We start from the raw sequence: 25,121 nt of genomic DNA on the forward strand, positions 1-25,121 counted from the left end.
ACACGGTTTTAGAAGTTTTCGCACGGAAAGTTGGCAGAAAAATCACCGAACGGCTACTTGCTTTTTATGAAAAATATAATTCCAGCAATAATAAACAGCATCCAAATCATAGAAGCAAAGAAATAATCAATCACCCAGAGTACAGTAGCCTGAAGCAAATTTCCCTCTATGCCGTTATAGCCGCCAAATATGGTCACAATTATTTTAGTCGCGTAAAGCACCACTGGTATAGTCATGAGCATGATGCCAATTCTGCGAAAACTTTTTGATCGCTCTATTATTTTTTCACTGGCAATTTTATTTTTTGAGGCCTCGTCATATATCCAGAATAATTTGTCTTTACGCTTTAGTAAAAACCATAAGTAAGCAGATCCAACTATCGATACAATAACAAACACATATTGCATATTCGCTATATAATGCACCTCGCGTAAAATACCGCAGACTACATCTGATGCTTCATCGTATTTACAATCGCTAGAGTTATAAAATAACACAATCGGCATTAACACCACACTGACTAGAAGCGGAGCAATTGTCATATATATAGCAATAATCCTTTGACCATAACAATCAACCCGGTGTATCTCTTTGGAGACAAGAATACTCTGAGCTAAAATATTAACCCCAAACAAGAATATCGCAAAACTAATTAATTCTACGCCTTTAGCGCCAGTGTCGTTGAACGCTACAGCGACCAACGACATTACAAATACAAAAATCGCATACAACACCATCCCCAAACTGCCAACAAAAATAGCCGCCTCCGCCGCGCTGTTTGGCTGAGGCATATCGACTTTCGCGGCTTTTGCGGTCTTCTTCCTACGTTTTATCGGTTGTTTTGGTTTTATGGCGTGCTCTGTCATGCTGCAAATTATAGCATAAGTATGATCATTTTCGCGGCGCGGTAATATGAGCGACAGCGCCATACTCTGGCATAACTATTTTCTCATTTTCACCAGCGCGCAGTTTTTTAAGCGCCATCTCGCGCCAGTCTTCACCCACAGCTCCGACAATTGGTATATTCAGATTATCCGCCAGCGTGTTTGCAACCGTCAGACCGATTCTTAGCCCAGTAAAACTGCCCGGCCCCTTCATTACGCCGATACCACTGATATCATGCAAATCGCCGGTTTTTTCTTCCAAAAATTTCAATAAGCCGCGCGCCAACATCCGCCCTGCTTGCCACTCAAAATCCTGACAAGCCTCACCTTCAACCACCGTCAAAAAACAAGTTGCCGTCGAGGTGTCTAATAAGATTATCATACCAAATTCTCCTTTATCTTCTGCCAAAGTTCAGTCGACTTTTTACCACCGGGATGAAATTCTACCAGCCGCTCCTCCTCACTAGCTGCTGTAATTTTTATAGCCAAACGATCTTCCGGCAAGTCACCATCAACTGCACCCGCCCACTCAACGACCACCACCGAATCATTGTCTACAGCTTCGCGAATCTCATCGCCCATAATGCCAGCTTCACCTAATCGATAAAAATCATAGTGTGCCAAACGCAGCCCCCTCGGTGAATCATATACTCGAGAAATCGTAAAAGTTGGACTCTGGACGGGCTCATTGATATCTAAAGCCTTAGCAATTCCCTTTGTCAGCGTCGTCTTCCCCGCGCCAATATCACCAACCAACTCCAACACTTCGCCGCCAGAAACCGCCCGGCCAATTGCCATACCTAATCGCTGCATCTTCTCATCACTATCAATTTCCACCCTTCTATTATACTATGCTGGCTTTTTTTTAGCGACGGTAGTACAATAATCATAAGAATTATGCGCATTTCAGATCAAACAATTGAAAGCATTCTGAAAGAAGGTGGGACTATCGATGAATCGCAGCTTGCCGATTTAAAGCTGCTCGCTGAACGATCAAAACAAACATTGCAAGAAGCCATTATTGAACAAAAGGTTCTATCCGAAGAGGACCTGACAAAGCTAATTAGTGACTATATCGGCGTACCTTTCGTTAGAATCGAACCAAAAGATATTCCCGAAGAAGTATTAAAGCGGATTCCTGAACATATCGCACGCCAGTATAATGTTGTACTCTTCGAAAAAAATGATGATGAGAGTCTGTCTCTGGCTATGGAGGACCCAGACGACGTTCAGGCGCTAAACTTCATCCAAAAAGAAATTGGCTACAATACTAAAGTTTTTCTGGCGACAAGAAGCAATATCTTAGACTGCTTAGATAACTATCGAGGAAATATCGATGCTGAGCTAGACGAAGTTATTGCCGTACAAAAAGATGCTTCGGCTGACGATCAAAATGTCAGTCAGGACGATTTTGCGGAAAACTCACCAATTGCCCAGACTGTTAACCTACTGCTAGAGTACGCCATTAAATCCAATGCTTCTGATATCCATATTGAGCCGCGCGAAGATTACGTCCAGGTCCGCTACCGAATTGATGGCGTTCTAAAAGAAGTTAATAAGCTGCCACGCAACGTCCATGGAGCTTTAGTTAGTCGTATCAAAATCTTATCTAATCTAAAAATCGACGAACGCCGCGTACCTCAAGACGGACGCTTTAAGATAAAACTTTCTTCAAAACAATATGCCTTTCGTGTTTCAACATTACCAATCACCGATGGCGAGAAAGTGGTGATGCGTATTCTGGACGAGTCAAACCAGGCAATTTCGCTCGACAAACTTGGCTACTGGGGACTATCGCTTGCTACTGTAAAAGACGCCATGGCGCAACCAAACGGTATGATTCTAGTGACTGGGCCGACTGGTTCAGGAAAATCGACTTCTCTGTTTAGTGTGTTGTCGGAGCTTAATACGCCAGATGTTAATATTTCGACAATTGAAGACCCAGTTGAATACAAAATCCCTGGCGTCAACCAAACTCAGACCAACGCCAAAGCCGGCATGACCTTTGCTTCAGGACTACGCGCATTGCTCCGCCAAGACCCGAACATCATCATGGTTGGAGAGATCCGTGACGGCGAAACCGCCAACTTAGGCGTGCAGGCGGCGCTGACTGGACACTTGGTGTTTTCCACCCTGCACACCAACAATGCAGCAACCTGTTTGCCGCGTCTGCTGGACATGGGAATTGAACCCTTCTTGATCGCTTCGACAGTCAAGGCGGTGATTGGTCAGCGATTAGTACGAAGGCTCTGCATGAACTGCCGTCAGGAATATACACCAAACCAAGAAGAATTGAAATACATCACCGAGATGTTTAATATTGACACCAAGTCAATTAAAAAAATTCATGACTTAGAGCAGCAGGCTTTTGATGACAAAATTGGTGGCGACACACCAATGGGCTCAACCGAGCAAACAATCGCCCGGCTATGGAAGCCAAACCCTGAAGGCTGTGACGAATGTGGACATAACGGCTTTAAAGGACGTGTTGGTATTTACGAGGTTCTCGGCATTTCTATCCCTATTCAAAAAATGATTACCGCCAATGCCACCAGTAACGACATCCAGGATCAAGCAATTTCTGAAGGCATGGTAACTATGCAGATGGACGGCCTCATTAAATCACTGCGCGGAATCACAACAACTGAAGAAGTATTGAGGGCAACAAGGGAGTAGCATCATGCCAGTCTTTGAATATTTACTTATCAATAAGAAAAAAGAGACCGTCTCCTCAACAATAGAGGCGGCCGATAAACTATCAGCCATCAACACCTTAAAATCACGCGGACAATTGATAAAAATCGAAGAAAAAAGTGCAAAAAAATCTGCCGGTTTTTCGTTTGGCAAAAAAAAGAAAGGCGCCAAAACTGACGAGTTGGTGATGTTTACACGCCAATTAAGTGCCATGGTTTCAGCTGGCGTACCGATTCTTCGTTCGCTAAATTCAATGGCCAAGCACGCTGAGAGCGCCGGTTTCCGAGAAACAATTAATGCTGTCATTAAAGACATCGAAGGTGGTATGTCATTTGCTGATGCTCTAGGAAAACATCCAGAAACCTTCAATGACATCTACGTCAATATGGTAGCCGCTGGTGAAACCGGAGGTATTCTGGACGACATTTTGAAACGATTAGCCTTGCAACAAGAAAAAAACTCATCCATGAAGAAAAAGATTAAAGGGGCTATGACATACCCAATCGTTCTTTTGGCAATAACCATCATTGCATTCTTTATTTTGATGACCTTTATCATTCCAGTCATCGGTAAGACTATTAAAGACATGGGTGGGCCAGATGCTAAGCTGCCGCTGCTCACTGAAATCATGCTCGGCATTAGCGACTTTATGGTGTCATTCTGGTATTTGATTGTCCCGGCATTCATCGGCGGAATTTGGGCACTAATTCGCTACATTAAAACCCCAAAGGGACGCGTTAAATTCCACCACATCATCATTAAGGTTCCTGCGGTTGGGGCAATTGTTAGAAAAGTAGCAATTGCAAGATTCACAAGAACCTTCTCCGCTCTCATCGGCGCCGGCGTAGCCGTGTTAGAGGCTCTGGACGTCACCTCCCGCGCAGTTGGCAACGTTGTCTACGAAGAATCCTTGAAGGAAGCCACCAAGCGCGTCCAAAATGGTGAAGTCTTGTCGAGGATTATCGCCGAGAGGGATGATTTGTATCCACCAATTGTTGCTCAGATGCTATCTGTCGGTGAAGAGACTGGACAAACAGACAAAGTGCTTATCAAGGTTGCCGACTTTTACGAAGAAGAAGTTGACACTGCGATTGACGGAGTCAGTTCCATTATCGAGCCAGTAATGATTGTGGCAATGGGTGGCGTGATTGCTTTGGTGGCAGTCAGTGTGATGGGGCCAATTACCAGCATGGCAGGACAAGTTAAGGGATAGTTTTTCAAAAAAGCTTATGCTATAATACTGGTATATAGGTGGGAAGAAGAAAGTGTCGAGTATATTTTATAGAAAAAAACCAATAATCGGCTTAGATATCAGTAGAACGAGCATTAAAATTATGTCAATTGACAAAACTCGTATGCTGGTTCATGGTTATGGCTCAATTAACCTTGACTCCCAACAAAATGATGGCAATTCTAATGATAACGTTGAATACCTAGCTCAAAACATAAAAGAGCTATTAAAGAATAACATTGTTGGACAGATTGACAGTAATCGCGTAGCTATTGGTATTCCAACCAGCCGAACATTTTCGCGGACATTCACCCTGCCCATGAAAGAAGAAGCTAATATAATTAGTGCGGTAAATCTGGAGGTTGAACAGTATATTCCAGCTCCACTTGATTCACTTTATGTAGATTACAGAATTATCAATCGCTCAAAAGATGAGCTTAGCGTGCTAATGTGTGCCGCTCCAAAAAAGATGATTGACAGCATGCTAGATGCCGCGCAGCGATGCGGATTAGAAGTTGCAGCTATCGAGCCAAATATTAATGCGATATCAAGGCTCCTAAAGAAAACCGAAGAAGGCATGCTACCAACAGTTATCGTTGATATCGGTACATCAGCTACCGACATAGCTATCTTAGACTCTGATATCCGCGTGACTGGAGGGTCTAATGTTGGCGGCTACACGCTAACCCTAAACCTAGCTAAGAAAATGAACGTGCCAATTGAAACTGCTCATCAATTTAAAGTCCTAAATGGGCTCAATCCTGGACCAAGGCAAGCTCGCATTACCGGAGCTCTGCAGCCAAGTCTGCATAAAATGACTAACGAGATTAAACGCGTTATGCGATACTACACCGACCGATTCCCGGATGAGAGAAAAATTGAACAGATACTTATCGTTGGTGGCGGCGGAAATGTGCCAGGAATTGGAGAATTTTTCACCAATGAGCTATTAATGCCAGCCCGCGTAGCCAGCCCATGGCAGTTATTAAATTTCGGTAATCTCGAACAGCCAGCCAAACAATTGAGGTCCCAGCTTTCGCCCGTCGCAGGACTAGCGCTTATTCGACAGGAGGATATTTATGATTAATCTTCTGCCTCCTCAAGAAAAAAAGCAGATCAGAGCCGGACGGGTCAATATAATACTAAGGCGATACTGCATAATATCATTGGTATTTGCCGGCTTGTTATTCTTAACAATCGGCGGATTTTATCTATTCCTAGAAAACAGTAAAACAGCAGCCCAAAACAATATTAACGAAGGAAACGCCAAACTAGCTCAACACCAATCAACTCAAAAAGACGTTGATGGATTTATAAAAGACCTAGCTGATGCTAAGGCTATTATTGGCAGCGAGGCTCACTACTCATCAATTATTCCTAAAATTGCCCAGCACATTCCGTCTGGTATAGTTTTAGAATCACTAACCTTAGACACTTCCGCTCTAGATAAACCAATATCATTAATCGCACTTGGAAAAACTAAAGACGACTCTATACGACTAAAAACAAATCTTGAGAAATCAGAAATTTTTAAAGATGTCCACCTAGAAAGCATAGTATATAGCGACGGAAAAGCAGAAAAGTCCTCAGACTACCCCGTCGTAATAACGATTAGTGTTACGCCGAAGCCGGAGGTGTTAAAGCAATGAAAAAAGTATTAAATGCCAGCATCATGCGCATTATTATGACATTACTGCTCATTGTTATTCTGGCTGCAATGATTGGCGCTGTAACTTTTGCCTACTCATTCCTCAGTAAAGCATCAGAAGACGTCGGAAAAATGCAAAACGAAGCAGTAGCTATTGACTCGAAAATACAGAATCTGCTTGTCCTAAAAGATCAGCTCGACAAAAACTCTGACATTGCTAAAAAAGCTAAAAATATAGTTTCCGAGTCAAAGATGTATCAATATCAAAATCAAATTGTACAAGATTTATCAACCTATGCCGACCGCGCAGGTATTCCAATTCGCTCGTTTACTTTCCAGAGCGATTCAAAAAATTCAGCCCAATCTCCAGCCGCAAAAAAGAAAACCAATACTGGACCGGCTGGCATTAAAAGCACCTTCGTATCTATCCAGCTAGGTGAAAAAATTGACTACGTACGTTTTCTACATTTCCTTAATTTGATTGAGAAAAACGTTACTCGTATGCAGCTATCAGGCGTTGCGATTTCCAGAGCACCAGACAGTCGCGAGGTGTCAGTCCAAGAATTTGAAGTAAAGGTGTACACAAGATGAAACCATCGATATCAGAACAGCTTGAACCAATTATAAAGCCTCTATCAAAGTTTCTGTGGCGATTTCATGTTATGATCTACAGCATAGCCGTCATCGGAGGACTGTCAATTGCTATATTTACCTTAAGCGGTCTCCTTTCAATATCTAGTGAGCCAGCCCCAGCTTCATCAGCGACATTTGATAAAAAAACTATGAAGATAATTAAGAATTTTCGCACTTCAACTTCCGGTAATGATTCACTAACTTTGCCCGCCGGACGATCTAATCCATTTGCTGAATAAAATATAACCATATATACTAAGATTATGCTTATTTCTTCGGACCGCTTTCTTAATACGCCTGTCATGAGCCTACAGACTGGCTCAGAATTAGCACGAACTTCACGAGAAATTATCAATCCAAAGAACTTATCTGTGATTGCCTATGAGCTTGAGGGGCGCCTTTTAGATCAATATCCAAGCTTACTTAGTGTTAATGATATCAGAGAAATTGGGCCGCTAGGCATGATTATTGATTCAACTGATGAAATTATTGGTGTTGATGATGTTATTGCCATAAAAGAAATTTACGATATAGATTTTAGACTAAAAGACAAATTAGTTACCGACGAGAAAAACCATAAAATCGGAAAAGTCATTGGCTACACCTTAGCCGCTGGTAATTTTATTATCCAACAATTGCGGGTCCGTCTACCACTATTAAAAAGTTTTGGCGATACGGAATTGCTTATTCACCGCTCGCAGATCGTTAAAGTAACTGACGATAGGATTATTGTAAAATCAGCAACAATATCACACATAGCTGAAAAAACACCCGCTCCAAACATAAACTCTTACGACAATCCTTTTCGCAAGCAGCCTCGTCCGCAACCAGAATCTACAAAAGTTGATTAATCTTTTGGGTTTTCAAGAGCCTTCTTAATGTCGTCGTAAGAAAAACCCTGTCTAGCCAAATATTGCATTAACTTCTGCTGGTCGCTATATCGATAACGTTTTTTATCAATAACCTTCCGCAATTCCTCGTCATCAGAGCGAATATTCTCTTTAACTAACGACTCAATTGTTGTATTATCAATTCCCTTTTGCGCCAGTTCCAATTTCAAACGACGAATACTGGCGCCTTTTTTTATAAATCGCTGCTCAAACCAAAATCGAGCAAATTTTTCATCGTCCAAATATTTTTTCTCAATAAGACGATCCAAGACGCGCTCGGTAATCTCCAGCTTTATTCCAGGACGCTCAATAATTTTTCCAGTTTTCACTGAACGTCGACGAGTGGCTAGCGTTTTCCGACGCAGGTAATCACGCACTTCTTTGATGGCTCGCGGACGCATTAAGCAGTATTCTATAGACCTAGCATACAACTTGCCAAATTGACTATCGTCTTCTAGTTTCGAAATTTCCTCTTCCGTATATTCGCGACCAATTTTAACACCCAATTCACCGACCTGAAATACGTCCAAGCTAAAACGATATTTCCCGTCGACACTCACATTGACACGATTTTTATCACGAGCCTGAAGAGAAATATCGGTGATTTTCATAAAACTATTATAGCACTAAAACTATACGTAGCTACTGGTGGACTATTCGACTACCTCAACCACTTTGCCATGTACGCCGTTATAACAAGCAGCGGCACGCGGCTTAGTAATAACCGGCAGTTGGCGCGGAATGGCACTCATATTGACATCGCCAAGCGTACCAGCCTCGACACACCCAAGCGTAATGCGTGGACGAAATCCATCGATATCCAGCCCTGGATGAATGTCGTCCAGTATTTCAAGCAACTTCCGACGCACTTCAACCATCCAGGAGGTTTTCTGTACGCGCAACTCAACCCAAACACAGTTACCAACTTCATCTGGCAAGAAGTTGACACCGTCAAGTACCAGTTTGTCTAGGGACGGCAGCGCGGCGGCAGCTAACTTGAGACGCGGTATATCCTGCTCAGCTACATTGATCAGCGTTGCGTGCGGAATAAACTCACCGAAATCAAGATTCATTTTTTCCGACAGTTCTCGAAGGTAAGTAGTCTGCTCGTCATCAAAAATAAGATTAACTGACGCCATATGCTTTTCGGCTGAATATCTGGACTCTACTGCTCGCATTAACTTTCCGCTTCCTTCACTTTATCACGAACTTTCTGGTCAATTTCCGCCAAAACTTTAGGATTTTCTTTTAGGTAAGCTTTAGACTTATCACGCCCCTGACCAATAGTTTCGCCGTTATACTTATAGAAAGCACCCGATTTTTCAACAATGCCGTGCGTAGCCGCCAAGTCCAGAATGTCGCCAGTCTTAGAAATACCCTCATTATACATAATGTCAAACTCAGCGATGCGGAATGGCGGCGCAATCTTATTTTTCACCACCTTGATCTTGGTGCGGTTACCGATGATGTCATCACCAACCTTGATCTGCCCGATCCGGCGAATATCCACCCGCTGCGAGGCATAAAACTTCAGTGCGTTACCACCCGTCGTAGTCTCAGGATTGCCAAACATCACACCAATCTTCATGCGAATTTGGTTGATGAAAATCACTGTCGCTTTCGATTTGTTAATGATACCAGTCAATTTACGCAGTGCTTGGCTCATCAGCCGTGCCTGCAGACCCATGTGCGAATCACCCATGTCGCCATCAATTTCTGCTTGCGGTGTCAACGCTGCCACCGAGTCAACCACAACCAAATCAACCGCATTTGATCGAACTAGCGTTTCTGCAATTTCCAACGCCTGCTCACCATTGTCTGGCTGTGACACCAGCAGATTTTCCGTATCCACACCCAAACGCTTGGCGTAGCTTGGGTCAAGCGCATGCTCGGCATCAATAAACGCTGCCGTACCGCCCTGCTTTTGGACCTCAGCAATGGCGTGTAGAGTCAATGTCGTCTTACCCGAGCTTTCCGGACCATAAATCTCAATAATGCGACCCTTTGGATAACCGCCACCCAAAGCTAAATCTAAACTTAGAGCGCCCGAAGGAATTACCTCAACATCAACCTTATGAGCCTCGCCAAGCTTCATAATTGATCCATCACCGAACTGCTTAGTGATCTGATCCATCGCCAGACCTAACGCTTTCAATTTCCCGTCATCAACTTTTTTATCTGATGCTTGACTTGGCTTCTCTGAATTTACTGTTTTACTGTCTGATTTTGCCATAGCATTCCCTCCTTAGTTACTACCTTTATTATACCGATTTGTCACAATATTTGCTATAATTAAATTCATGAATAAGCGAAACGGTTTCACGATTATTGAACTTCTGGTTGTAGCAACTTTTTTGATCATTATTGCAATATTAGGTTTTTCGCAATATACCAAATTAACCAATGAGTCAAACAACACAAAAAAACGCACCGCGATTAACGCCATGCATTATAGTCTGGAAGAAGGTTTTTACGTTAAAAATGGCTATTACCCAGAGAAATTAGAAGACTCGACATTGTCGACTATGGACCCTGAGTTACTAAAAGACCCAAATGGTAAGAAAATTGGCGAAAAAGACAGTAGCTATCGCTACGAATCCTCAAACTGCAATGGAGGAAAATGCAAATCCTATAAACTGGTCGCAACCCTTATTGGCGAAGACGACTACATAAAAGAAAGTCGCCACAAATAATTAATCGTCAACAGGACGACCGTTTTTGAAGTCCTCAATAGCGTTATTGATAATCGCAATCTGCTCACGCGGATTTGCTACAAAATGAAATCTATAAGTCGTTTCTTCACCCTCGGTGCTAAGACGAATAGTGCCGTAATTAAATATCGTCTGGATAATCCCCGACTGTCGGAAACTAGCATCCTCAATACTACCCAGGCTCACCGTCTGCTCACGTCGAGAAAACAGGCTTTCTTGGATTTCCTGAATGACACTTTCATTAGTCATGAAGAATTGATTCTGTAGATATATCCATAGAGATACCGCGCCGCCAAGCACTACAAGACCAATAAGCAGCATCGCTACACCAAAAATATCAGTGACGGAAGGCATAATTGGCAGGATTGAATCGCGAGCAATTGACGGATAAAACAGCACGAATATCATAATTATCACTACCAAAAAAATTGAAACTATCGCTGGAATCAACATGCCAATTGGATGACGCTTAATATCTAAAATTACGTACTCACCCTCGCTTAAATTAAGATTTGGATATTGCTGAACTGACTTTTCATGTTTCTTTTTCAGCTCATCGCTAATAGTAAAAGGCTTTGGATCAATCTCGCGCGCTACATGCACAACTTGCGGCTCATTAGCGTATTGACTGCGCAATCGCGGATCAAAATTCTCCCCATCAATAATTCCTGGACGCGTCGTTACATGAGAGTTTGTTTGCGCCACCACCGGAGCTGGTCTGCCAGTCTGAGGCGGGTGATGATAAAGCGGGCGGCCGTCAGCATCATAAGCTACTGGCTGCGTCAAATCTTCCGATGGTGTTTGCGGATTCATGACAATATTATAACATACCCTCTTCGGTATATTCGACTTAACTAATCTAATAATTTTACCTATTTTTCAGATGTCGCTTTGCTTTAACGGTAACTCGCCGACCACGTGGCGTACGCTCAATGAAGCCAATTTGCAGCAAATACGGCTCGTAAAAATCCTCAATCGTCGTCGCTTCGTCACCAGTCAGAGCGGCAATGGTCGTTAGCCCCACGGGATTATCACCATAATTTTCCAGGATTGATTGCAGTAAATTACGGTCAGCTGGGTCTAATCCCAGCTCGTCTACTTCCAACATTTCCAAGGCGCTCGCTGTTGTTTTTACATCAATTATGCCATCGCCGTTCACATCGGCATAATCGCGTACGCGCTTGAGCAGACGGTTGGCGATGCGCGGCGTCAAGCGAGCCCGCGTCGACAACAAGTTCGCTGCTTCATGCCGAATCGATGACTCCAGGATGGCTGCACTCCGCGTCACAATTTTAGCGATGTCCTCTGGCTCATAAAATTCCAATCGATAAATATGTCCAAATCGATCACGCAGCGGCGCTGCCAGACTACCCGTCCGCGTTGTTGCGCCGATGACCGTAAATCGCGGCAGATCTAACCGAATCGACCGAGCCGCCGGCCCTTTGCCGATGACGATATCCAGCTTGAAATCTTCCATGGCCGAATATAAAATCTCTTCCACCGCCCGACCGAGCCGATGAATTTCATCAATGAACAAAATATCGCCGTCAGCCAAATTGGTCAAAATTGACGCCAAATCGCCAGCTTTTTCAATGGCTGGGCCGCTTGTAATACGCAAATTTGTCCCCATCTCATTGGCGATCACCGTCGCCATGGTTGTCTTACCCAGCCCTGGCGGGCCATAGAGCAACACATGATCCAGTGGCTCACTACGCTTCTTGGCTGCGTCAATCGCCAAGCGTAAGTTGCGCTTCAACCGCTCCTGACCAACATACTCGCTAAAACTCTGCGGACGTAAACTAACTTCAATCCGCTGCTCCTCGGCATCATCGCTATGTGAGCTAGTGTCGACTATTCTCTCAATTGCCATACACTAATTATATCATTTGTAGTACAATAGGGGTGTCTACATCTAGAGCCAAGCGTTTTGAACGCATTGTTTACGTGCATAATGGGCAGCCGTTATCGAGCGTAAACTTGCGTTCTAGGTGTAGACAGCCAAATTTAACGGCTGTCCTTTTTGTTGGACGGCACATCTCATAGGAGGGGACGATGAATACAAGCGAGAAAAAACCAGTTTTTAAAAAGGCTTGGTTTTGGGTAATTATTGTTATCATTGCGATTGGAGCATACAGCGCATCGCAACAGAACAAAGCCACTGTCGTCAATACAAACAATAATAACGCTACTTCGGAAAATAAACCAACCGAAAAGACCACTTTCAAAGTTGGCGAAACTATCGCTTTTGATGGCAAGGAAGTAACAATCAAGTCAATTGATCGCAATTGGGACTCTGGCAATCAATTCATTAAAGCTAGCGATGGCAAAGAATATATTAAAGCAAATGTTTCAATCGTTAACAAATCAAATAGAGAATTATCTTTCAACACATTTGATTGGAAAGTTGAAGATGCAAACGGTGCCATTGAAGGACCAAGTGGTACAGCCTTCACTGCAAGTGATAGCCTGGGGTCTGGCAACTTGGCAGTCAATGGTAAAAAAGAGGGTTCTGTTATTTTTGAGGTTGCAAAAGACTCAAAAATTAAAATTCATTACCAACCATCGTTCTGGTCAAATAAGAAAATTATTATTGAACCATAAAAAATCTAATTAACATTATGAGGACGCTATGCCTTTAGCGTCCTTTTCTATATTTACTATCGCTTCAATGCCTCAGTCACCCGCTGTGCTGTTGGCAGATTGACATCAACATTTTCCAGTGCTTTAGTAGCATCAGCCAAAGTGTAGCCTAACGCCATTAACGCTTCCAGTGCCTCGTCAGAGGTGTTTAGTTCAGTCTGAACTGGTGCATCCGCTTGGCCATATTGTGTTGGCAGGCCAACTTTATCACTCAAATCAACCACCACCCGCTCGGCAGTTTTTTTACCGACGCCAGCAGCTTTTTGCACAAACGCACTGTCGGCGTTAGCAATGGCGTTACGCACCTGCTCCGCGTCGCCGAGACTAAGAATCGCTAATGCGGCTTTTGGACCAACACCCTGAACCGTGATGAGCATTTCAAACATTTTCTTTGCTGCTAGACTTGAAAAACCAAACAACTCTTCCGCCTGCTCACGAACATGATGATAGGTATAAAACTTGACATCCTGGTCCAGCACCACCGCGTCAAAATCACCAGCCGCCACGCTAACTTCATAGCCAACGCCGTGAACGTCAATCACCAATGACCCATTAAATTTCTCGGCAACTTTTCCAAAAACATGTGCAATCATAATTCAATTATACCCGATTCATCGCTGCGTGGGTAATTGCCGCCGCCAGAGCATCAGCACAATCATCTGGTTTTGGCACATCCTTTAGTCCCAAGTTTAAGCGCACCATTTCCTGGACTTGCTTTTTATCAGCCTTGCCATAGCCCGTCAACGTCTGTTTGATCTGTAGCGGCGTATATTCGGCAATCGGCAGCCCTGCCTTTCGGCCCGTCAACATCGCCACGCCACGCGCTTCTGCCACGGAAATTGCCGTCGTCACGTTACGCGCAAAAAACAATTTTTCAATCGACATCACATCAGGCTTAGTCTCTGTAATAATCTCCGTCAAACTGTCAAAAATCTCCTCCAGCCGCTCATCAATCGGCGTATGAGCTGGTGTTCTGACGACACCCGCAGTGACCAGCTTGAACTTACCGCCCGAAAAATCAATCACACCAAAGCCCAAAATACCTGTGCCTGGATCGATACCAATAATTCTCATGGTATGTATTATAGCAATGATTTGACTACTCGGTCACTAACTCATCGCCGCAATCGTCGTATCAATTGCGACAGCTCCCATCGCCACTGCCACGCACCGTAGCCTACCGCCAATAAGCCAACGCCACCAAATACCCACCAACCCCAGGTCGCGCCAGCAACGCGCTGAACACCCGCTGTCGCTGAACCAACAACTGGTATGCTGGCGGTTTTTATCTTCCGACAACGCCGAGTGGTTGGATTGCGCTCAAAACCTTCCGGGCAGTCTTTTAGGATATCATCGGCAGCGGCAATTTTCTTACAACGACCAGTTGCTGGGTTGCGAAATTGACCATCAGGACAGGGCTTCAAGGTTTTAGCAGCAGCCGAGGCAATTGAGCGACAGCGACCAGTTTCCTCACTGCGGTAGTATCCTTCTTTGCATGGCGTTACGGTTTTTGCTGCTTCGATTTTCCGACAGCGACGCGTTTCAGGATGCCGATATTGACCAGCTGGACACGGCGCCAACACATCAGACACAGTAGGCGGCGTTGGAATTTTCAAGCATTTACCCGACTCATTACGCATATAGCCAGCCTGGCAATCTGCATATTCCTTCAACACATTGGCAGCACCCTCAGTCACCGCAAACGTTTGGACCCATTCACCGTCAAGCAAACTCCAGGAGGCGCCCTTTGGCATTTTGTCATATTCAGTGGCGTCAATTTCCGCGCCAGCCTCGTCCAGGACATACACCTTACCCTTCATTTTTGGCAATTTTAATTTCGTATGTTTCACCTTAACCGCCCACAACTCGCCAGACTTCAGTTCAATATCACCAAGTACTTCTTGTGAATTATTACTGCTAGTCTCCAACTTACAGCCAGCTGTCGTGATGGCCTTGTCGCTCACATTCACTAGTTCGATGAACGGCTCGTCAACATGAGAGGCAACTTCATTCAGCTTCAAACCTTCACACTTATTCAGTGGTTTTGGTGACTCAGGAGTTTTGCAATGCGGACGTGCGTATGGCGCAACTTCCTGATCATCAGCTGTTTTGTTTGATGAAAAGTCAGCCAGATTATTTTTCGAATCAACGATGAGCTTACCAGCAAAACAGCGCCAGATAGTTTTGACACCACCAGCTACCGGTGCACCCAAAAATTTCTTTGCCTCACCCCAGCCAACAACATCGGCAGTTGACCCGTCAGATCGCGACAACACCACTGACCCTTCACCCTGAATCATATTCGGTACCTTATCAAACTTCACCGCTTTTGTTAGTGTCGGATCATTTGAAATCACCAAAAAGTCATTGGCTAAAATAACCTCATTTTTAAACTCTTTTCCACCAGTCTTTACATCAGCCTTATAGTGTTCAATTTTCCAACCCGCTAGCTTCACATTACTGTCTGTTGGATTATACAGCTCAATATATTTCTTGTCGGGGCTAACTTTTGAGATCAACAATGGCGCTGTTTTTTCGAGTGCTTCGTCAGTTATTGGTGCTGGCTGAGAGATTGGGTGTGCTGGCTCGGCAGCTGGCGGATTAGGTTGTGCTACCGGTTTTGCAGTTGGTTGCTCGTCAGCTGGGTTTGGCTCTGGTTGGGACGAAGGCGCAGTAGCAGCTGAGTTGGGGCTGGATGGTAATATGTCGTTTGCTGGTGTCTCAGTCGTCTGTGATATGTCACCGCCAGATGCCGCCTCAGCTCCCGCATTAGCAACCGCCAAAACTGACGGCGACGGCATGATCAATGCCGCGATTAGTGTCATAAGTAGTGTGTTACGCAAATATTTCATGCTCGCTCCTTGCTTATGGTTAACTAACTCTTAGTGTAGCGTACTTTTCGCCAAAATAAAAACCACTCCAAAAAAGGAGCGATTTTTTCTGACATTAATTTTTATTCCGCAGTAATATCGGCATTGGTGTGTACATTCACCACATCATCCAGGTCATCCAGTGCATCAATAACTTTCATTAATTTCTGTGCGGTTTCTGAATCTGCAATCTCAATTGGCGTATTAACAATATAGCGCAGCTCGGCGTCTTTTACTTTCAATCCCTGCTCGACCAATTTATTCCTAACACTCGCCAAATCCTTCAACTCCGTGTAAATAATGATTTCGCCGTCTTCTTCGACCGCATCTTCAGCGCCAGCATCCAGCACTTGCAGGAGCAATTCCTCGCCCGTGCCTTCCACAGTGATTACCCCCTTGCGGGTAAACTGAAACGCCACACTGCCGGCGTCAGCGATTCGCCCGCCGTTTTTCACCAACGCCGTTTTTACTTCTGGCAAGGTGCGATTACGATTATCGGTCGCTGTTTCAATGATAATGCCGACGCCGCCCGGGCCGTAACCTTCATAGGTAATTTCCTCCAGTGCCGCCGCGCTCTTATCCGCCACGCGGTCGATTGCTCGCTGAATGTTAGAACTTGGCATGTTGGCCGCCTTAGCTTTTTCAATCGCCATCGCCAAACTTGAGTTTAAGGATGGGTCTGTACCGCCACGTGCTGCAATCGCAATTTGATTACCCAACTTCGTGAAAATCGCGCCACGCTTTGCATCAACAACTGCCTTCTGCCGGTGCGTCGTTGCCCATTTACTATGTCCTGACATACACTTCTCCTACCGTTTATCTATATTCAATCTGTTACTATTATACACTACTCAACAATATTTACCTTGCCAAGGTTTAGCTTGGTCTGCTTTTTCATCCACAACATGGCGCCAATCATCACCGCATACATCAAACCGCACTGCCACCAAGTAATATTTACTTCCATCTGCGCCCACTCCAGGCCGGCTAGCCAGTTGGCCGCCTGAATCATATAACCCAGCAGCCAGGTTGTCGGCAGGGCAATGGCCGCGCCAATCATCGGCACCATCGCCAGCACGCCTGACGCAAACGTCAGCAGCATCGCCAGCGGCACGAACGGCAAAATTAGCATATTAGCGATCAATGCTACATTACTAACCACACCAAAGCTCATCATCAACAGTGGCAGTGTTACAATCTGTGCTGACAGCGTCTCAACCAGAATTTGCCGAAACGCACCAGGTTCTTTATCGCCAAAGAAATACTTGTGCAGCAGCGGTGCCAGAATGATCACGCCCGTAAACGACGCAAAGCTCAGTTGCCAGCCCAAATCACCCCAGCCAAATTGCGGATTGACCATCAGCGTAATCGCCGCCGAGACTGGCAGCAGCACCAGCGGATGAATCGTCCGCCCATAATACCAGACTGCCAAACTGAGTCCCGCCACCAGACCAGCCCGCGACATGCTCGGACTCAAGCCTGTTACCGCCATAAAGCCAATAATCATCGTTGCCGCACTGAGCATTGCCAGATATTTTGACCGCTTGGCAAATAACCGCCGCGCCAGGCGCACCAAAATTGTCAAATTGTAACCGCTAGCCACCACAATGTGCGTCAGTCCAGCAATCTTCAAATTATCGCTCAGCTCCGTCGGCATGGCTCGCCGTAACCCCAACAAAAATCCCAAACCCAGCGCTGACTCAGACTCTGTAATATGTTTGCGCACCCGCTCAGCAAACCAATCGCGCGCCCCAACCGCCACGTCACCAGGCACTGGACGCTCGACTCTAATGATTTTCGCCCGATACATACTCGCCGAAAAAGCGCCAAATCCGGTCGTTAATTTTCCTTGAGCTTGAACGATGTCGCTGCGTTTAATGGGACGCTTATCAGCCGTCACTACCCATAGTTGTCCTGCCAATTTCTCGCCATTGATCCGTAAATTACTCAATCGCAACACCGTTTGCCCTTTCTTATCAATGTCGGGGTCTTCCAAAACACGACCTTGAATAGCGGCAGTTTTACCAATCAGCGAATCGTACACCTCCAAACCGGCTCGACCCAGCTCACCACGCCACATCCCCGCCAAACCGCCAGAAATAATTGCAACAATCATCAGCACTCGCAACCGCCAAGCCATTACCACAGCCATCAATCCTAGCCCAACCACCAAAGCCCACGCCTCAAACATCACCAACCGCGGCAAATAATGAATAGTAATGACGCCAACTGTCAGTCCCAAACACCACGCCGCCACCAACCAAGAAATATGAATTTTCTCAAATAAACGGCTATTCATATTTAAAGTATAGCCAGATTATAGATAAGAAAAAAGACTCCAAAAGGAGTCGATTTCAAAATTGGAGGGTCCACCGGGGCTTGAACCCGGGACACCCTGCTTAAAAGGCAGGTGCTCTAACCAGCTGAGCTATGGACCCAATCGGAATATCCGCTTCTTTCATCCTATCACAAATCAATTAAAATATCAATGCTTGCCAGGCTTATGCCCGCCAGTATGTAACATGAATAAGTCAATTACACCACACACCAACCCCAGTGTAGCAATATAACGCCAGTTATTAGCAAATATTTTATACAAATCTAGAGCCTGCCCGTCCAGCGATACATATTTTCCCAGCGGTACAACAAGCAGCGAGGCGGTTAAAAAGGCAATTGCCACCGCAGAAATAATCTTTTCGTGTTTACATTGATATCTCGGTCCGCCCAGCAGTAGCGCAAATAGTGGAATCAACGTCAAGGTCAATGCCGCAATCACACCATTTGGCAACCAACTAACCGCCAACTTTAATCCGTCCAGCAACCCAGTCAGCCAGCTTGCCCACCACTCCGATAACAAAAATCCTGCCGCTAGTGATAAAGCCAACGGACCGAATCGACGAGACGATACAAACGCAATCGTAAAAACTATCGCTAAAATTGCCCCGAATAAAATTATTACGCTCATTTATTATCCTCCAAATCAAATTTTACTACCGAGCCTACTGTCGCGCTCGCTCTCTTAGCAATACCAGCCTTTACCTCTAAGACGTATTTTGCAGGGACTGGTGGTTTATATTTTTCATAAGGCTCAGCATCCGGCTTAACATTATGCTGCACATGGACAATGCGTTTTTTCTCATTAATCCAAATGATGTCTACCGAAAATTTCATATCTTTCATCCACATTTGATGGCGGTCAACACTATCAAATACAAACAGCATCGCATAATTATCCTCTATTCCTAACCGATCAGCTAAACCCTTTCGACGCGAATCTTCATTGTCAGCAATCTCCGCACGAAGCATTGTCTTATTTAAATAAACAATCTCCGTTTTTGGCGACACCGATTGAAATACACAAAAAACCGCGCCACCAATAACAGCCAGTATGCCACAAACAAAAAACCATTTAATAGCAGTCTGGATTGCTGTTAGATGACGAGATTCGTCCATAAACTTATTATAACAAGTTTATGCTTAAGCGCCGATTTTATCTTTTTTGTTGCCGCGCTTAGCGTTACGCTCAATATAATCAATTATTTTACCGGAAATATTACGCCGCGTTATCTTCTCGATACCAAAGCCTGGGCTAGCATTCACCTCCAGAACCAAGGCGCCACGAATTGATCGCATAAAGTCGACACCAGCAACCGTTAGACCCATCGCCTTAGCCGCCTTTACACACATCTTCCGTTCGGCGTCAGTCAATTTTATACTATTTCCCTCGCCACCCTTGTGAAGATTGCTACGAAAATCATCATCCAAACTCTGTCGTTTCATACTCGCTACCACTTGACTACCAACCACAAAAGCACGAATATCAGTTCCAGCTGACTCTTTAATAAACTCCTGCAACAACACGTTTGTGCCGTCAGAGTTAGTTAAATAAAACGCCTGAAGCACCGACTTGGCAGCCTTCTTTGTCTCAGCTAAGACGACACCGTTACCATGAGTGCCTCGCGCCAACTTAATAATCGCCGGCATACCGCCAATTTCTTCAATGAGTGAATCAATGTCAGTCGCGTTTCGAGAAAAGACCGTCTTCGGAATCGACACGCCCGCTTTAACTAATAACTGCGTTGAACGCAATTTATCCCGCGCCCTAGTAATCGCAATCGAGCGATTCATGAAAAACGCCTTCGGATACATCATCTCTAATTGTCGCAAAACCGCCGTACCATATTTTGTCATGTGACTAGCAATTCGCGGAATCACCACATCAAACTCACCAATTTCTTTGCCTTTATAAATAACCGTTGGGTGCTTTTCATCAATCGAAACATAGCAGTTTTTATACTTAACAACTTTAACTTGATGTCCACGCTTTTCGGCTTCTTCTTTTAGGCGAAGAGTTGAATAATTAGTGTTGCCGTTAGATAAGATCGCAATTCGCATTATTTTTCTCCGTCTTTCTGATGATATTTTTTATAGAATTTATACGGGTCTCTTTTTACTTCTTCGTTAAGTCTAATGGCTACGGATGGCTTTTTTCTGGGAACATTCTTCTTTGATACGTCAACCAAGAACTTACCGGATATTGACCTCCTGCCGATCAATACCGGAAAATTATTTTTTGATCGATCAGACAAATTCATCAACATTTTAATTTTCCGACCGCCAATTTTTACCCAAAAATGTGTACGATAACGAATTTGCTCGTGACCCATAGCGGACCGCACCCTCGCCACGGAATAATCAGTTCTCTTAAATATTTTACCGTTATAATATGGCGAACCTTTACCAAAAAGAGAGAATTTCAACACACCATCTTTATCGATACGAATATTGCTCGCCCATACTGCACTTGAATCAGCCCCAGTATCAATCTTAGCTGGGACTCTTTGCGCTCGTTTGCCAAAATCTACAAACTCAGTCGATCCAATAACCGTTTTTTCTTTCATATGCAAATATTATGGCATATTTTAAGATATATATCAATCAATAGGTCGTCCACAGCCAACTAAGGACTACTAGAAAAGCCTACGCTTCTTTGCGCCTCTAAATTGTTCCAAAAGCTCCTTCTGCTTTTTCGTCAATTTAGTTGGAGTATCAACAATAATACCCACAATATGTGGACCGCGTGACTCACTGCGCAAATCTGGTACGCCATGGCCTGACAGCTTAAAGTCAGTACCGCTTTGAGTGCCAGCTGGAATTTTCATAGTTATAACGCCGTCTACGGTTTCCACGTCAATTTCTGTGCCCAATGCAGCGTCAACCATGGAAATATGCTCTTCGCTAAGAATAATATTACCCTCGCGAGTAAATTTTTTATGCGCTTTAACGCGGATATGGACATACAAATCACCTCGACTTCCGCCAGGTACAGACTCACCACGATCACGCAATCTAATCGTTGCCCCGTCGTCAATACCAGCTGGGATTTTAATAGTTATGTCTTTATTCTGGCGAGTCGTGCCTTTTCCTCGACAAACTGAACATTCTTTTTCAGGAACTTTTCCCTTACCGTGACAAGTTTCACAAACAACCGCCTGCTGAATTTGCCCAAACAGCGAATTCATCGTTCGAGTTTGCTGTCCCGCTCCCTTACAAGTCGGGCACGTTTTCATTCCAAACCCCGGCTCAGCACCATCACCATGACAATGCTCACACTCGTCCTCTAGCGACAAACTAATTTTCTTCTCTGTACCGAATATTGCATCTTCAAAACTGAGAGTTACACTAGTTTCAATATCACGCCCGCGCTGACGACCACCACCCGATGCGCCAGGCGCGCCACCAAAAAACTGACTAAATATATCACCCAGACCGCCGTCACCAAAATCAAAATGAACATTCTGGCCACCAAATCCGCTAAAACCTTCAAACGGATTACCAGAAAAACCACCACCTGAAGCGCCGCCGACACCGGCATGACCAAATTGATCATAGCGCTGGCGCTTTTGCTTGTCCTTCAAAACCTCGTAAGCTTCATTTATCTCCTTAAACTTAGCTTCATCACCGCCCTCTTTGTCAGGATGATATTTTACCGCTAGCTTACGAAAGGCTTTTTTTATCTCATCTTCAGAAGCGCTTTTTGACACGCCTAAAACTTCATAATAATCACGCTTACTCATATTGTATATATTATACTCGTTTAGCACTCACCATGCAAGAGTGCCAATAGTCCCGCCACCGCCTAGTGTTATAATTGTACTATGTTTACATTACCTTCACTACCATATGATTATGATGCGCTAGAGCCAGCTATCGACGACGAGACAATGCGTATTCATCACACGATGCATCACCAAACATACATTGCCAACCTAAATGCCGCAATAGAATCCCTACAATTCAAGCAGCCTGAATTTTACAATAACTTGCACACTGTCTATAACGAGCGGGGTGAGCGGGCAGCTTTAGAGTGGATTTTAACGGACGCAGCAGCCACACTCAAAGACTCTACGACTATAATTATTAATAATGCCGGAGGCCATCTAAATCATAGTTTATTTTGGCAGTATATGCGACCAGTGGAGACAAACAATCAACCAAATAAAACCGTGGCAGCAACACTAGCGAAGCACTTCGGCTCGGTGAAAGCATTTCAAGAAGCTTTTACTAAGGCGGCTACGGGGCATTTTGGATCAGGCTGGGCGTGGTTAGTGCGAGATGATAGCGGCGTACTGTCGATTATGTCAACTGCAAATCAAGACAATCCCATTACTCACGGCCTAGTGCCGCTACTCGGACTTGACGTCTGGGAACATGCTTATTATCTACGTTATCAAAACCGCCGCGCCGAATATGTCGACGTCTGGTGGTCGGTAGTAGACTGGAATCGCCTGGCCGATACTATTACAACATAGTGACGTAAATCAGCGGCTACAATTCATAAAAATACCGCCCCATTATTAGAGCGGTATTTTTTCATTGGCAGCGAGGACTACTTCTTATCAACCACCTCGCCTTCGACTGGTTCGTCTTTGTCAGATTTTTTGTCGTCCTTAGACTCATCAGTCTTGCTTTCCTCAGCGGATTGCTGGTACATTTTGGCACCGATTGGAATAATGGCGTCCTGCAAGGCCTTAGCTGCTGCTTCCAGCTCGTCTTTGTCATCAGCGTCTTTATGCTTTTCCGCTTCCTTGACTGCTTCGTCAATCGCCTTTTTGTCGTCGTCAGAAATCTTATCTTTGAACTCATCCGGCATTTTCTTTGCCTGGTAGATGGCGTTTTCTAGCTGATTTTTAGCATCAACGGTTTCACGCTTTTTCTTATCTTCATCAGCGTGCAACTCAGCTTCTTTCTGGGCTTTTTCAATATCTTCCTTACTCATGTTGCCAGAGTTTTGGATGGTAATCGATTGCTCCTTGCCAGTGCCCTTGTCCTTGGCAGTAACGTTGAGGATACCATTCGCGTCGATATTGAACGTCACTTCAATCTGCGGCACGCCGCGCGGTGCTGGCGCGATACCGTCAAGCACGAAGCGACCCAAACTCTTGTTGTCATTAGCGAATTCGCGCTCACCCTGCAAGACGTGGATCTCCACTTGCGGCTGATTGTCGGCAGCCGTCGAGAAGACTTCCGACTTACTGGTTGGTACGGTGGTATTGCGCTCGATCAGCTTGGTCGACACCCCACCCATTGTCTCAATACCAAGACTCAACGGCGTCACATCCAGCAGCAGCACGTCCTTGACGTCGCCTGCCAACACGCCGCCTTGAATAGCTGCACCGACAGCCACCACTTCGTCCGGGTTAACACCTTGCATTGGATCTTTACCGAACAACTTCTTCACTCGCTCAACCACTGCTGGCATCCGGGTCATACCGCCAACCATAACGATTTCATTAACGTCAGATTTGGATAGTTTAGCGTCTTTGAGCGCCTTTTCGACTGGTATATCCAGGCGATCCAGCAAATCTTTTACCAAATCTTCCAACTTAGCCCGCGTCAGGCTCAGCTCAAAGTGCTTTGGCCCATCAGCATCAGCGGTAATGAACGGAATGTTAACTTCATATTCAGTGACTGTCGACAGCTCCTTTTTGGCCTTTTCAGCTTCGTCCTTTAGTCGCTGCATGGCCGCATTGTCTTTGCGCAGGTCAATGCCTTCTTTAGACTTAAAGTCATCCAGGAAGTAGTTGACGATGACATTGTCAAAGTCCTCACCGCCCAGGTGGGTGTCGCCATTCGTCGCCTTCACCTCAAACACGCCATCGCCGAGTTCCAAGATGGAAACGTCGAAGGTACCACCACCAAGGTCAAACACCACGATGGTTTCGTCATTTTTACCTTTTTCCAGACCGTACGCCAGAGCAGCGGCCGTTGGCTCATTGATGATGCGCTTAACTTCCAGGCCAGCGATTTTACCAGCGTCTTTGGTTGCTTGACGCTGAGAATCGTCAAAGTAGGCTGGCACGGTGATAACCGCTTCAGTAACTTTTTCACCCAAGAATGCTTCAGCATCAGCCTTGATTTTGCTGAGGATCATGGCTGAAACTTCTTCTGGCGTGTATTCTTTGTCGCCCATTTCCACGGCCACACCAGTACCTTTTTTAACAATCTGGTACGGCATGATATCGAGGTCTTTCTGGACTTCCTTGTCAGTAAACTTACGACCAATCAAACGCTTGACACCGTAAATTGTATTCTTTGGATTGGTTACACGTTGGCGCTGTGCCACTTGCCCAACCAAGCGTTCACCCTTTTTATTAATCGCCACCACTGATGGCGTGGTACGGTTACCTTCGGCGTTAGCGATAACTTCTGGCTTACCTGCCAGCATGTACGCAAAGGCGCTATTCGTCGTACCGAGGTCAATTCCGATAATTTTACCCATATGATTCCCCTTTCTATTATGATCACATCTGGTTTTTCTTATATCCATTTTAGCACTCTTTTATGTCGAGTGCCAACTATTTCAGTATAAATAATTAGCACTCCCGTGTCAAGAGTGCTAATTCATTTTGTGACGACT

Annotated in this window: 29 protein-coding genes and 1 tRNA gene; 10 read left to right on the forward strand and 20 right to left on the reverse strand. The window is 44.9% G+C overall.

Annotation, left to right across the window (positions count from 1 at the left end; all coding sequences use genetic code 11):
* Positions 1-53 precede the first annotated feature (53 nt).
* The 3 genes from TM7x_RS03040 to tsaE are packed head-to-tail and all read right to left on the reverse strand — an operon-like array spanning position 54 to position 1,721.
* Positions 54-866 carry a hypothetical protein gene (locus TM7x_RS03040; protein WP_039327736.1) on the reverse strand — a complete coding sequence of 271 codons (813 nt, stop codon included), beginning with the start codon at positions 864-866 and terminating at the stop codon, positions 54-56.
* A gap of 25 nt (positions 867-891) precedes the next feature.
* Positions 892-1,266, reverse strand: a complete 375-nt coding sequence (tsaB, locus tag TM7x_RS03885; protein WP_082001368.1) for a tRNA (adenosine(37)-N6)-threonylcarbamoyltransferase complex dimerization subunit type 1 TsaB — start codon at positions 1,264-1,266, stop codon at positions 892-894.
* Complete coding sequence (gene tsaE / locus TM7x_RS03050) at positions 1,263-1,721, reverse strand: tRNA (adenosine(37)-N6)-threonylcarbamoyltransferase complex ATPase subunit type 1 TsaE (protein ID WP_138074097.1); 459 nt, start codon at positions 1,719-1,721, stop codon at positions 1,263-1,265. Before tsaE ends, tsaB begins: the two co-directional genes overlap by 4 nt.
* Positions 1,722-1,781: 60 nt before the next feature.
* Here tsaE and TM7x_RS03055 point away from each other — a divergent pair, with 60 nt between their 5' ends.
* The 7 genes from TM7x_RS03055 to TM7x_RS03085 all read left to right on the forward strand — a co-directional run bounded on the left by TM7x_RS03055 (position 1,782) and on the right by TM7x_RS03085 (position 7,941).
* On the forward strand, positions 1,782-3,560 hold the full coding sequence (locus TM7x_RS03055; protein WP_039327739.1) for a GspE/PulE family protein: 1,779 nt from the start codon (positions 1,782-1,784) through the stop codon (positions 3,558-3,560).
* A 4-nt stretch (positions 3,561-3,564) separates the two neighbouring features.
* The gene (locus TM7x_RS03060; RefSeq protein WP_039327741.1) at positions 3,565-4,791 is read left to right on the forward strand and encodes a type II secretion system F family protein; all 1,227 of its coding nucleotides are present in this window, start codon (positions 3,565-3,567) and stop codon (positions 4,789-4,791) included.
* 52 nt (positions 4,792-4,843) lie between these two features.
* Positions 4,844-5,896 (forward strand): type IV pilus assembly protein PilM, encoded by a 1,053-nt coding sequence (gene pilM, locus TM7x_RS03065; RefSeq protein ID WP_039327743.1) that lies wholly within the window; start codon positions 4,844-4,846, stop codon positions 5,894-5,896.
* Positions 5,889-6,458, forward strand: a complete 570-nt coding sequence (locus TM7x_RS03070; RefSeq protein ID WP_138074098.1) for a PilN domain-containing protein — start codon at positions 5,889-5,891, stop codon at positions 6,456-6,458. The genes pilM and TM7x_RS03070 overlap by 8 nt, the downstream gene beginning before the upstream one ends.
* Entirely contained in the window at positions 6,455-7,048 is a 594-nt protein-coding gene (locus TM7x_RS03075; RefSeq protein ID WP_039327746.1) for a hypothetical protein, read from the forward strand. The genes TM7x_RS03070 and TM7x_RS03075 overlap by 4 nt, the downstream gene beginning before the upstream one ends.
* Positions 7,049-7,119: 71 nt before the next feature.
* The gene (locus TM7x_RS04085) at positions 7,120-7,329 is read left to right on the forward strand and encodes a hypothetical protein (protein ID WP_138074099.1); all 210 of its coding nucleotides are present in this window, start codon (positions 7,120-7,122) and stop codon (positions 7,327-7,329) included.
* Between the two features lie 24 nt (positions 7,330-7,353).
* Positions 7,354-7,941, forward strand: coding sequence for a PRC-barrel domain-containing protein (locus tag TM7x_RS03085; protein ID WP_039327750.1), 588 nt, complete (start codon positions 7,354-7,356; stop codon positions 7,939-7,941).
* On the opposite strand, the gene TM7x_RS03090 is transcribed toward TM7x_RS03085, so the two are convergent.
* Genes TM7x_RS03090 through recA form a run of 3 tightly spaced genes read right to left on the reverse strand, consistent with a single transcriptional unit; the run spans position 7,938 to position 10,213 of the window.
* Positions 7,938-8,591 carry a regulatory protein RecX gene (locus TM7x_RS03090; RefSeq protein ID WP_039327752.1) on the reverse strand — a complete coding sequence of 218 codons (654 nt, stop codon included), beginning with the start codon at positions 8,589-8,591 and terminating at the stop codon, positions 7,938-7,940. The two genes, TM7x_RS03085 and TM7x_RS03090, sit on opposite strands and share 4 nt — an antisense overlap.
* Positions 8,592-8,633: 42 nt before the next feature.
* A complete protein-coding gene (locus TM7x_RS03095) occupies positions 8,634-9,158 on the reverse strand; it encodes a hypothetical protein (RefSeq protein ID WP_039327755.1) in 525 nt (174 codons plus the stop codon).
* A complete protein-coding gene (recA, locus tag TM7x_RS03100; RefSeq protein WP_039327757.1) occupies positions 9,158-10,213 on the reverse strand; it encodes a recombinase RecA in 1,056 nt (351 codons plus the stop codon). Before recA ends, TM7x_RS03095 begins: the two co-directional genes overlap by 1 nt.
* Positions 10,214-10,280: 67 nt before the next feature.
* Here recA and TM7x_RS03890 point away from each other — a divergent pair, with 67 nt between their 5' ends.
* Positions 10,281-10,673: a type II secretion system protein gene (locus tag TM7x_RS03890; RefSeq protein ID WP_052198855.1), complete on the forward strand. Its 393-nt coding sequence runs from the start codon at positions 10,281-10,283 to the stop codon at positions 10,671-10,673.
* Here TM7x_RS03890 and TM7x_RS03110 read toward each other — a convergent pair whose 3' ends face one another.
* Both TM7x_RS03110 and ruvB read right to left on the reverse strand, forming a co-directional pair.
* A complete protein-coding gene (locus TM7x_RS03110; RefSeq protein ID WP_039327759.1) occupies positions 10,674-11,504 on the reverse strand; it encodes a PH domain-containing protein in 831 nt (276 codons plus the stop codon).
* Positions 11,505-11,559: 55 nt separating this feature from the next.
* Complete coding sequence (ruvB, locus tag TM7x_RS03115; RefSeq protein WP_039327760.1) at positions 11,560-12,561, reverse strand: Holliday junction branch migration DNA helicase RuvB; 1,002 nt, start codon at positions 12,559-12,561, stop codon at positions 11,560-11,562.
* Between the two features lie 182 nt (positions 12,562-12,743).
* On the opposite strand from ruvB, the gene TM7x_RS03120 reads away from it, so the two are divergent.
* The gene (locus tag TM7x_RS03120) at positions 12,744-13,292 is read left to right on the forward strand and encodes a DUF4352 domain-containing protein (RefSeq protein WP_039327761.1); all 549 of its coding nucleotides are present in this window, start codon (positions 12,744-12,746) and stop codon (positions 13,290-13,292) included.
* A 56-nt stretch (positions 13,293-13,348) separates the two neighbouring features.
* Here the strand turns inward: TM7x_RS03120 and ruvA are convergent, their stop codons facing one another.
* The 11 genes from ruvA to dnaJ all read right to left on the reverse strand — a co-directional run bounded on the left by ruvA (position 13,349) and on the right by dnaJ (position 22,278).
* Positions 13,349-13,924, reverse strand: a complete 576-nt coding sequence (gene ruvA / locus TM7x_RS03125; RefSeq protein WP_039327763.1) for a Holliday junction branch migration protein RuvA — start codon at positions 13,922-13,924, stop codon at positions 13,349-13,351.
* A gap of 7 nt (positions 13,925-13,931) precedes the next feature.
* The gene (gene ruvC / locus TM7x_RS03130; RefSeq protein WP_039327765.1) at positions 13,932-14,405 is read right to left on the reverse strand and encodes a crossover junction endodeoxyribonuclease RuvC; all 474 of its coding nucleotides are present in this window, start codon (positions 14,403-14,405) and stop codon (positions 13,932-13,934) included.
* Positions 14,406-14,446: 41 nt separating this feature from the next.
* Positions 14,447-16,183 carry a lamin tail domain-containing protein gene (locus tag TM7x_RS03135; protein ID WP_039327767.1) on the reverse strand — a complete coding sequence of 579 codons (1,737 nt, stop codon included), beginning with the start codon at positions 16,181-16,183 and terminating at the stop codon, positions 14,447-14,449.
* A 101-nt stretch (positions 16,184-16,284) separates the two neighbouring features.
* Positions 16,285-17,001, reverse strand: coding sequence for a YebC/PmpR family DNA-binding transcriptional regulator (locus tag TM7x_RS03140; protein ID WP_039327769.1), 717 nt, complete (start codon positions 16,999-17,001; stop codon positions 16,285-16,287).
* Positions 17,002-17,048: 47 nt separating this feature from the next.
* The gene (locus TM7x_RS03145; protein WP_039327771.1) at positions 17,049-18,500 is read right to left on the reverse strand and encodes a ComEC/Rec2 family competence protein; all 1,452 of its coding nucleotides are present in this window, start codon (positions 18,498-18,500) and stop codon (positions 17,049-17,051) included.
* Between the two features lie 62 nt (positions 18,501-18,562).
* Positions 18,563-18,639: transfer RNA gene (locus tag TM7x_RS03150), tRNA-Lys, on the reverse strand.
* 47 nt (positions 18,640-18,686) lie between these two features.
* Positions 18,687-19,166: a hypothetical protein gene (locus tag TM7x_RS03155; protein WP_039327772.1), complete on the reverse strand. Its 480-nt coding sequence runs from the start codon at positions 19,164-19,166 to the stop codon at positions 18,687-18,689.
* Positions 19,163-19,654 carry a DUF192 domain-containing protein gene (locus TM7x_RS03895; RefSeq protein WP_052198856.1) on the reverse strand — a complete coding sequence of 164 codons (492 nt, stop codon included), beginning with the start codon at positions 19,652-19,654 and terminating at the stop codon, positions 19,163-19,165. Before TM7x_RS03895 ends, TM7x_RS03155 begins: the two co-directional genes overlap by 4 nt.
* A gap of 24 nt (positions 19,655-19,678) precedes the next feature.
* The gene (locus tag TM7x_RS03165) at positions 19,679-20,596 is read right to left on the reverse strand and encodes a RimK family alpha-L-glutamate ligase (RefSeq protein ID WP_039327774.1); all 918 of its coding nucleotides are present in this window, start codon (positions 20,594-20,596) and stop codon (positions 19,679-19,681) included.
* Complete coding sequence (locus tag TM7x_RS03170) at positions 20,596-21,102, reverse strand: ATP-dependent zinc protease family protein (protein ID WP_052198857.1); 507 nt, start codon at positions 21,100-21,102, stop codon at positions 20,596-20,598. Before TM7x_RS03170 ends, TM7x_RS03165 begins: the two co-directional genes overlap by 1 nt.
* A 69-nt stretch (positions 21,103-21,171) precedes the next feature.
* The gene (dnaJ, locus tag TM7x_RS03175; protein WP_039327776.1) at positions 21,172-22,278 is read right to left on the reverse strand and encodes a molecular chaperone DnaJ; all 1,107 of its coding nucleotides are present in this window, start codon (positions 22,276-22,278) and stop codon (positions 21,172-21,174) included.
* 81 nt (positions 22,279-22,359) lie between these two features.
* Here dnaJ and TM7x_RS03180 point away from each other — a divergent pair, with 81 nt between their 5' ends.
* Positions 22,360-23,013, forward strand: a complete 654-nt coding sequence (locus TM7x_RS03180) for a superoxide dismutase (protein WP_039327777.1) — start codon at positions 22,360-22,362, stop codon at positions 23,011-23,013.
* A gap of 77 nt (positions 23,014-23,090) precedes the next feature.
* On the opposite strand, the gene dnaK is transcribed toward TM7x_RS03180, so the two are convergent.
* A complete protein-coding gene (gene dnaK / locus TM7x_RS03185) occupies positions 23,091-24,983 on the reverse strand; it encodes a molecular chaperone DnaK (protein ID WP_039327780.1) in 1,893 nt (630 codons plus the stop codon).
* Positions 24,984-25,121 lie beyond the last annotated feature (138 nt).

Source organism: Candidatus Nanosynbacter lyticus (assembly GCF_000803625.1).
Taxonomy (GTDB): domain Bacteria; phylum Patescibacteriota; class Saccharimonadia; order Saccharimonadales; family Saccharimonadaceae; genus Nanosynbacter; species Nanosynbacter lyticus.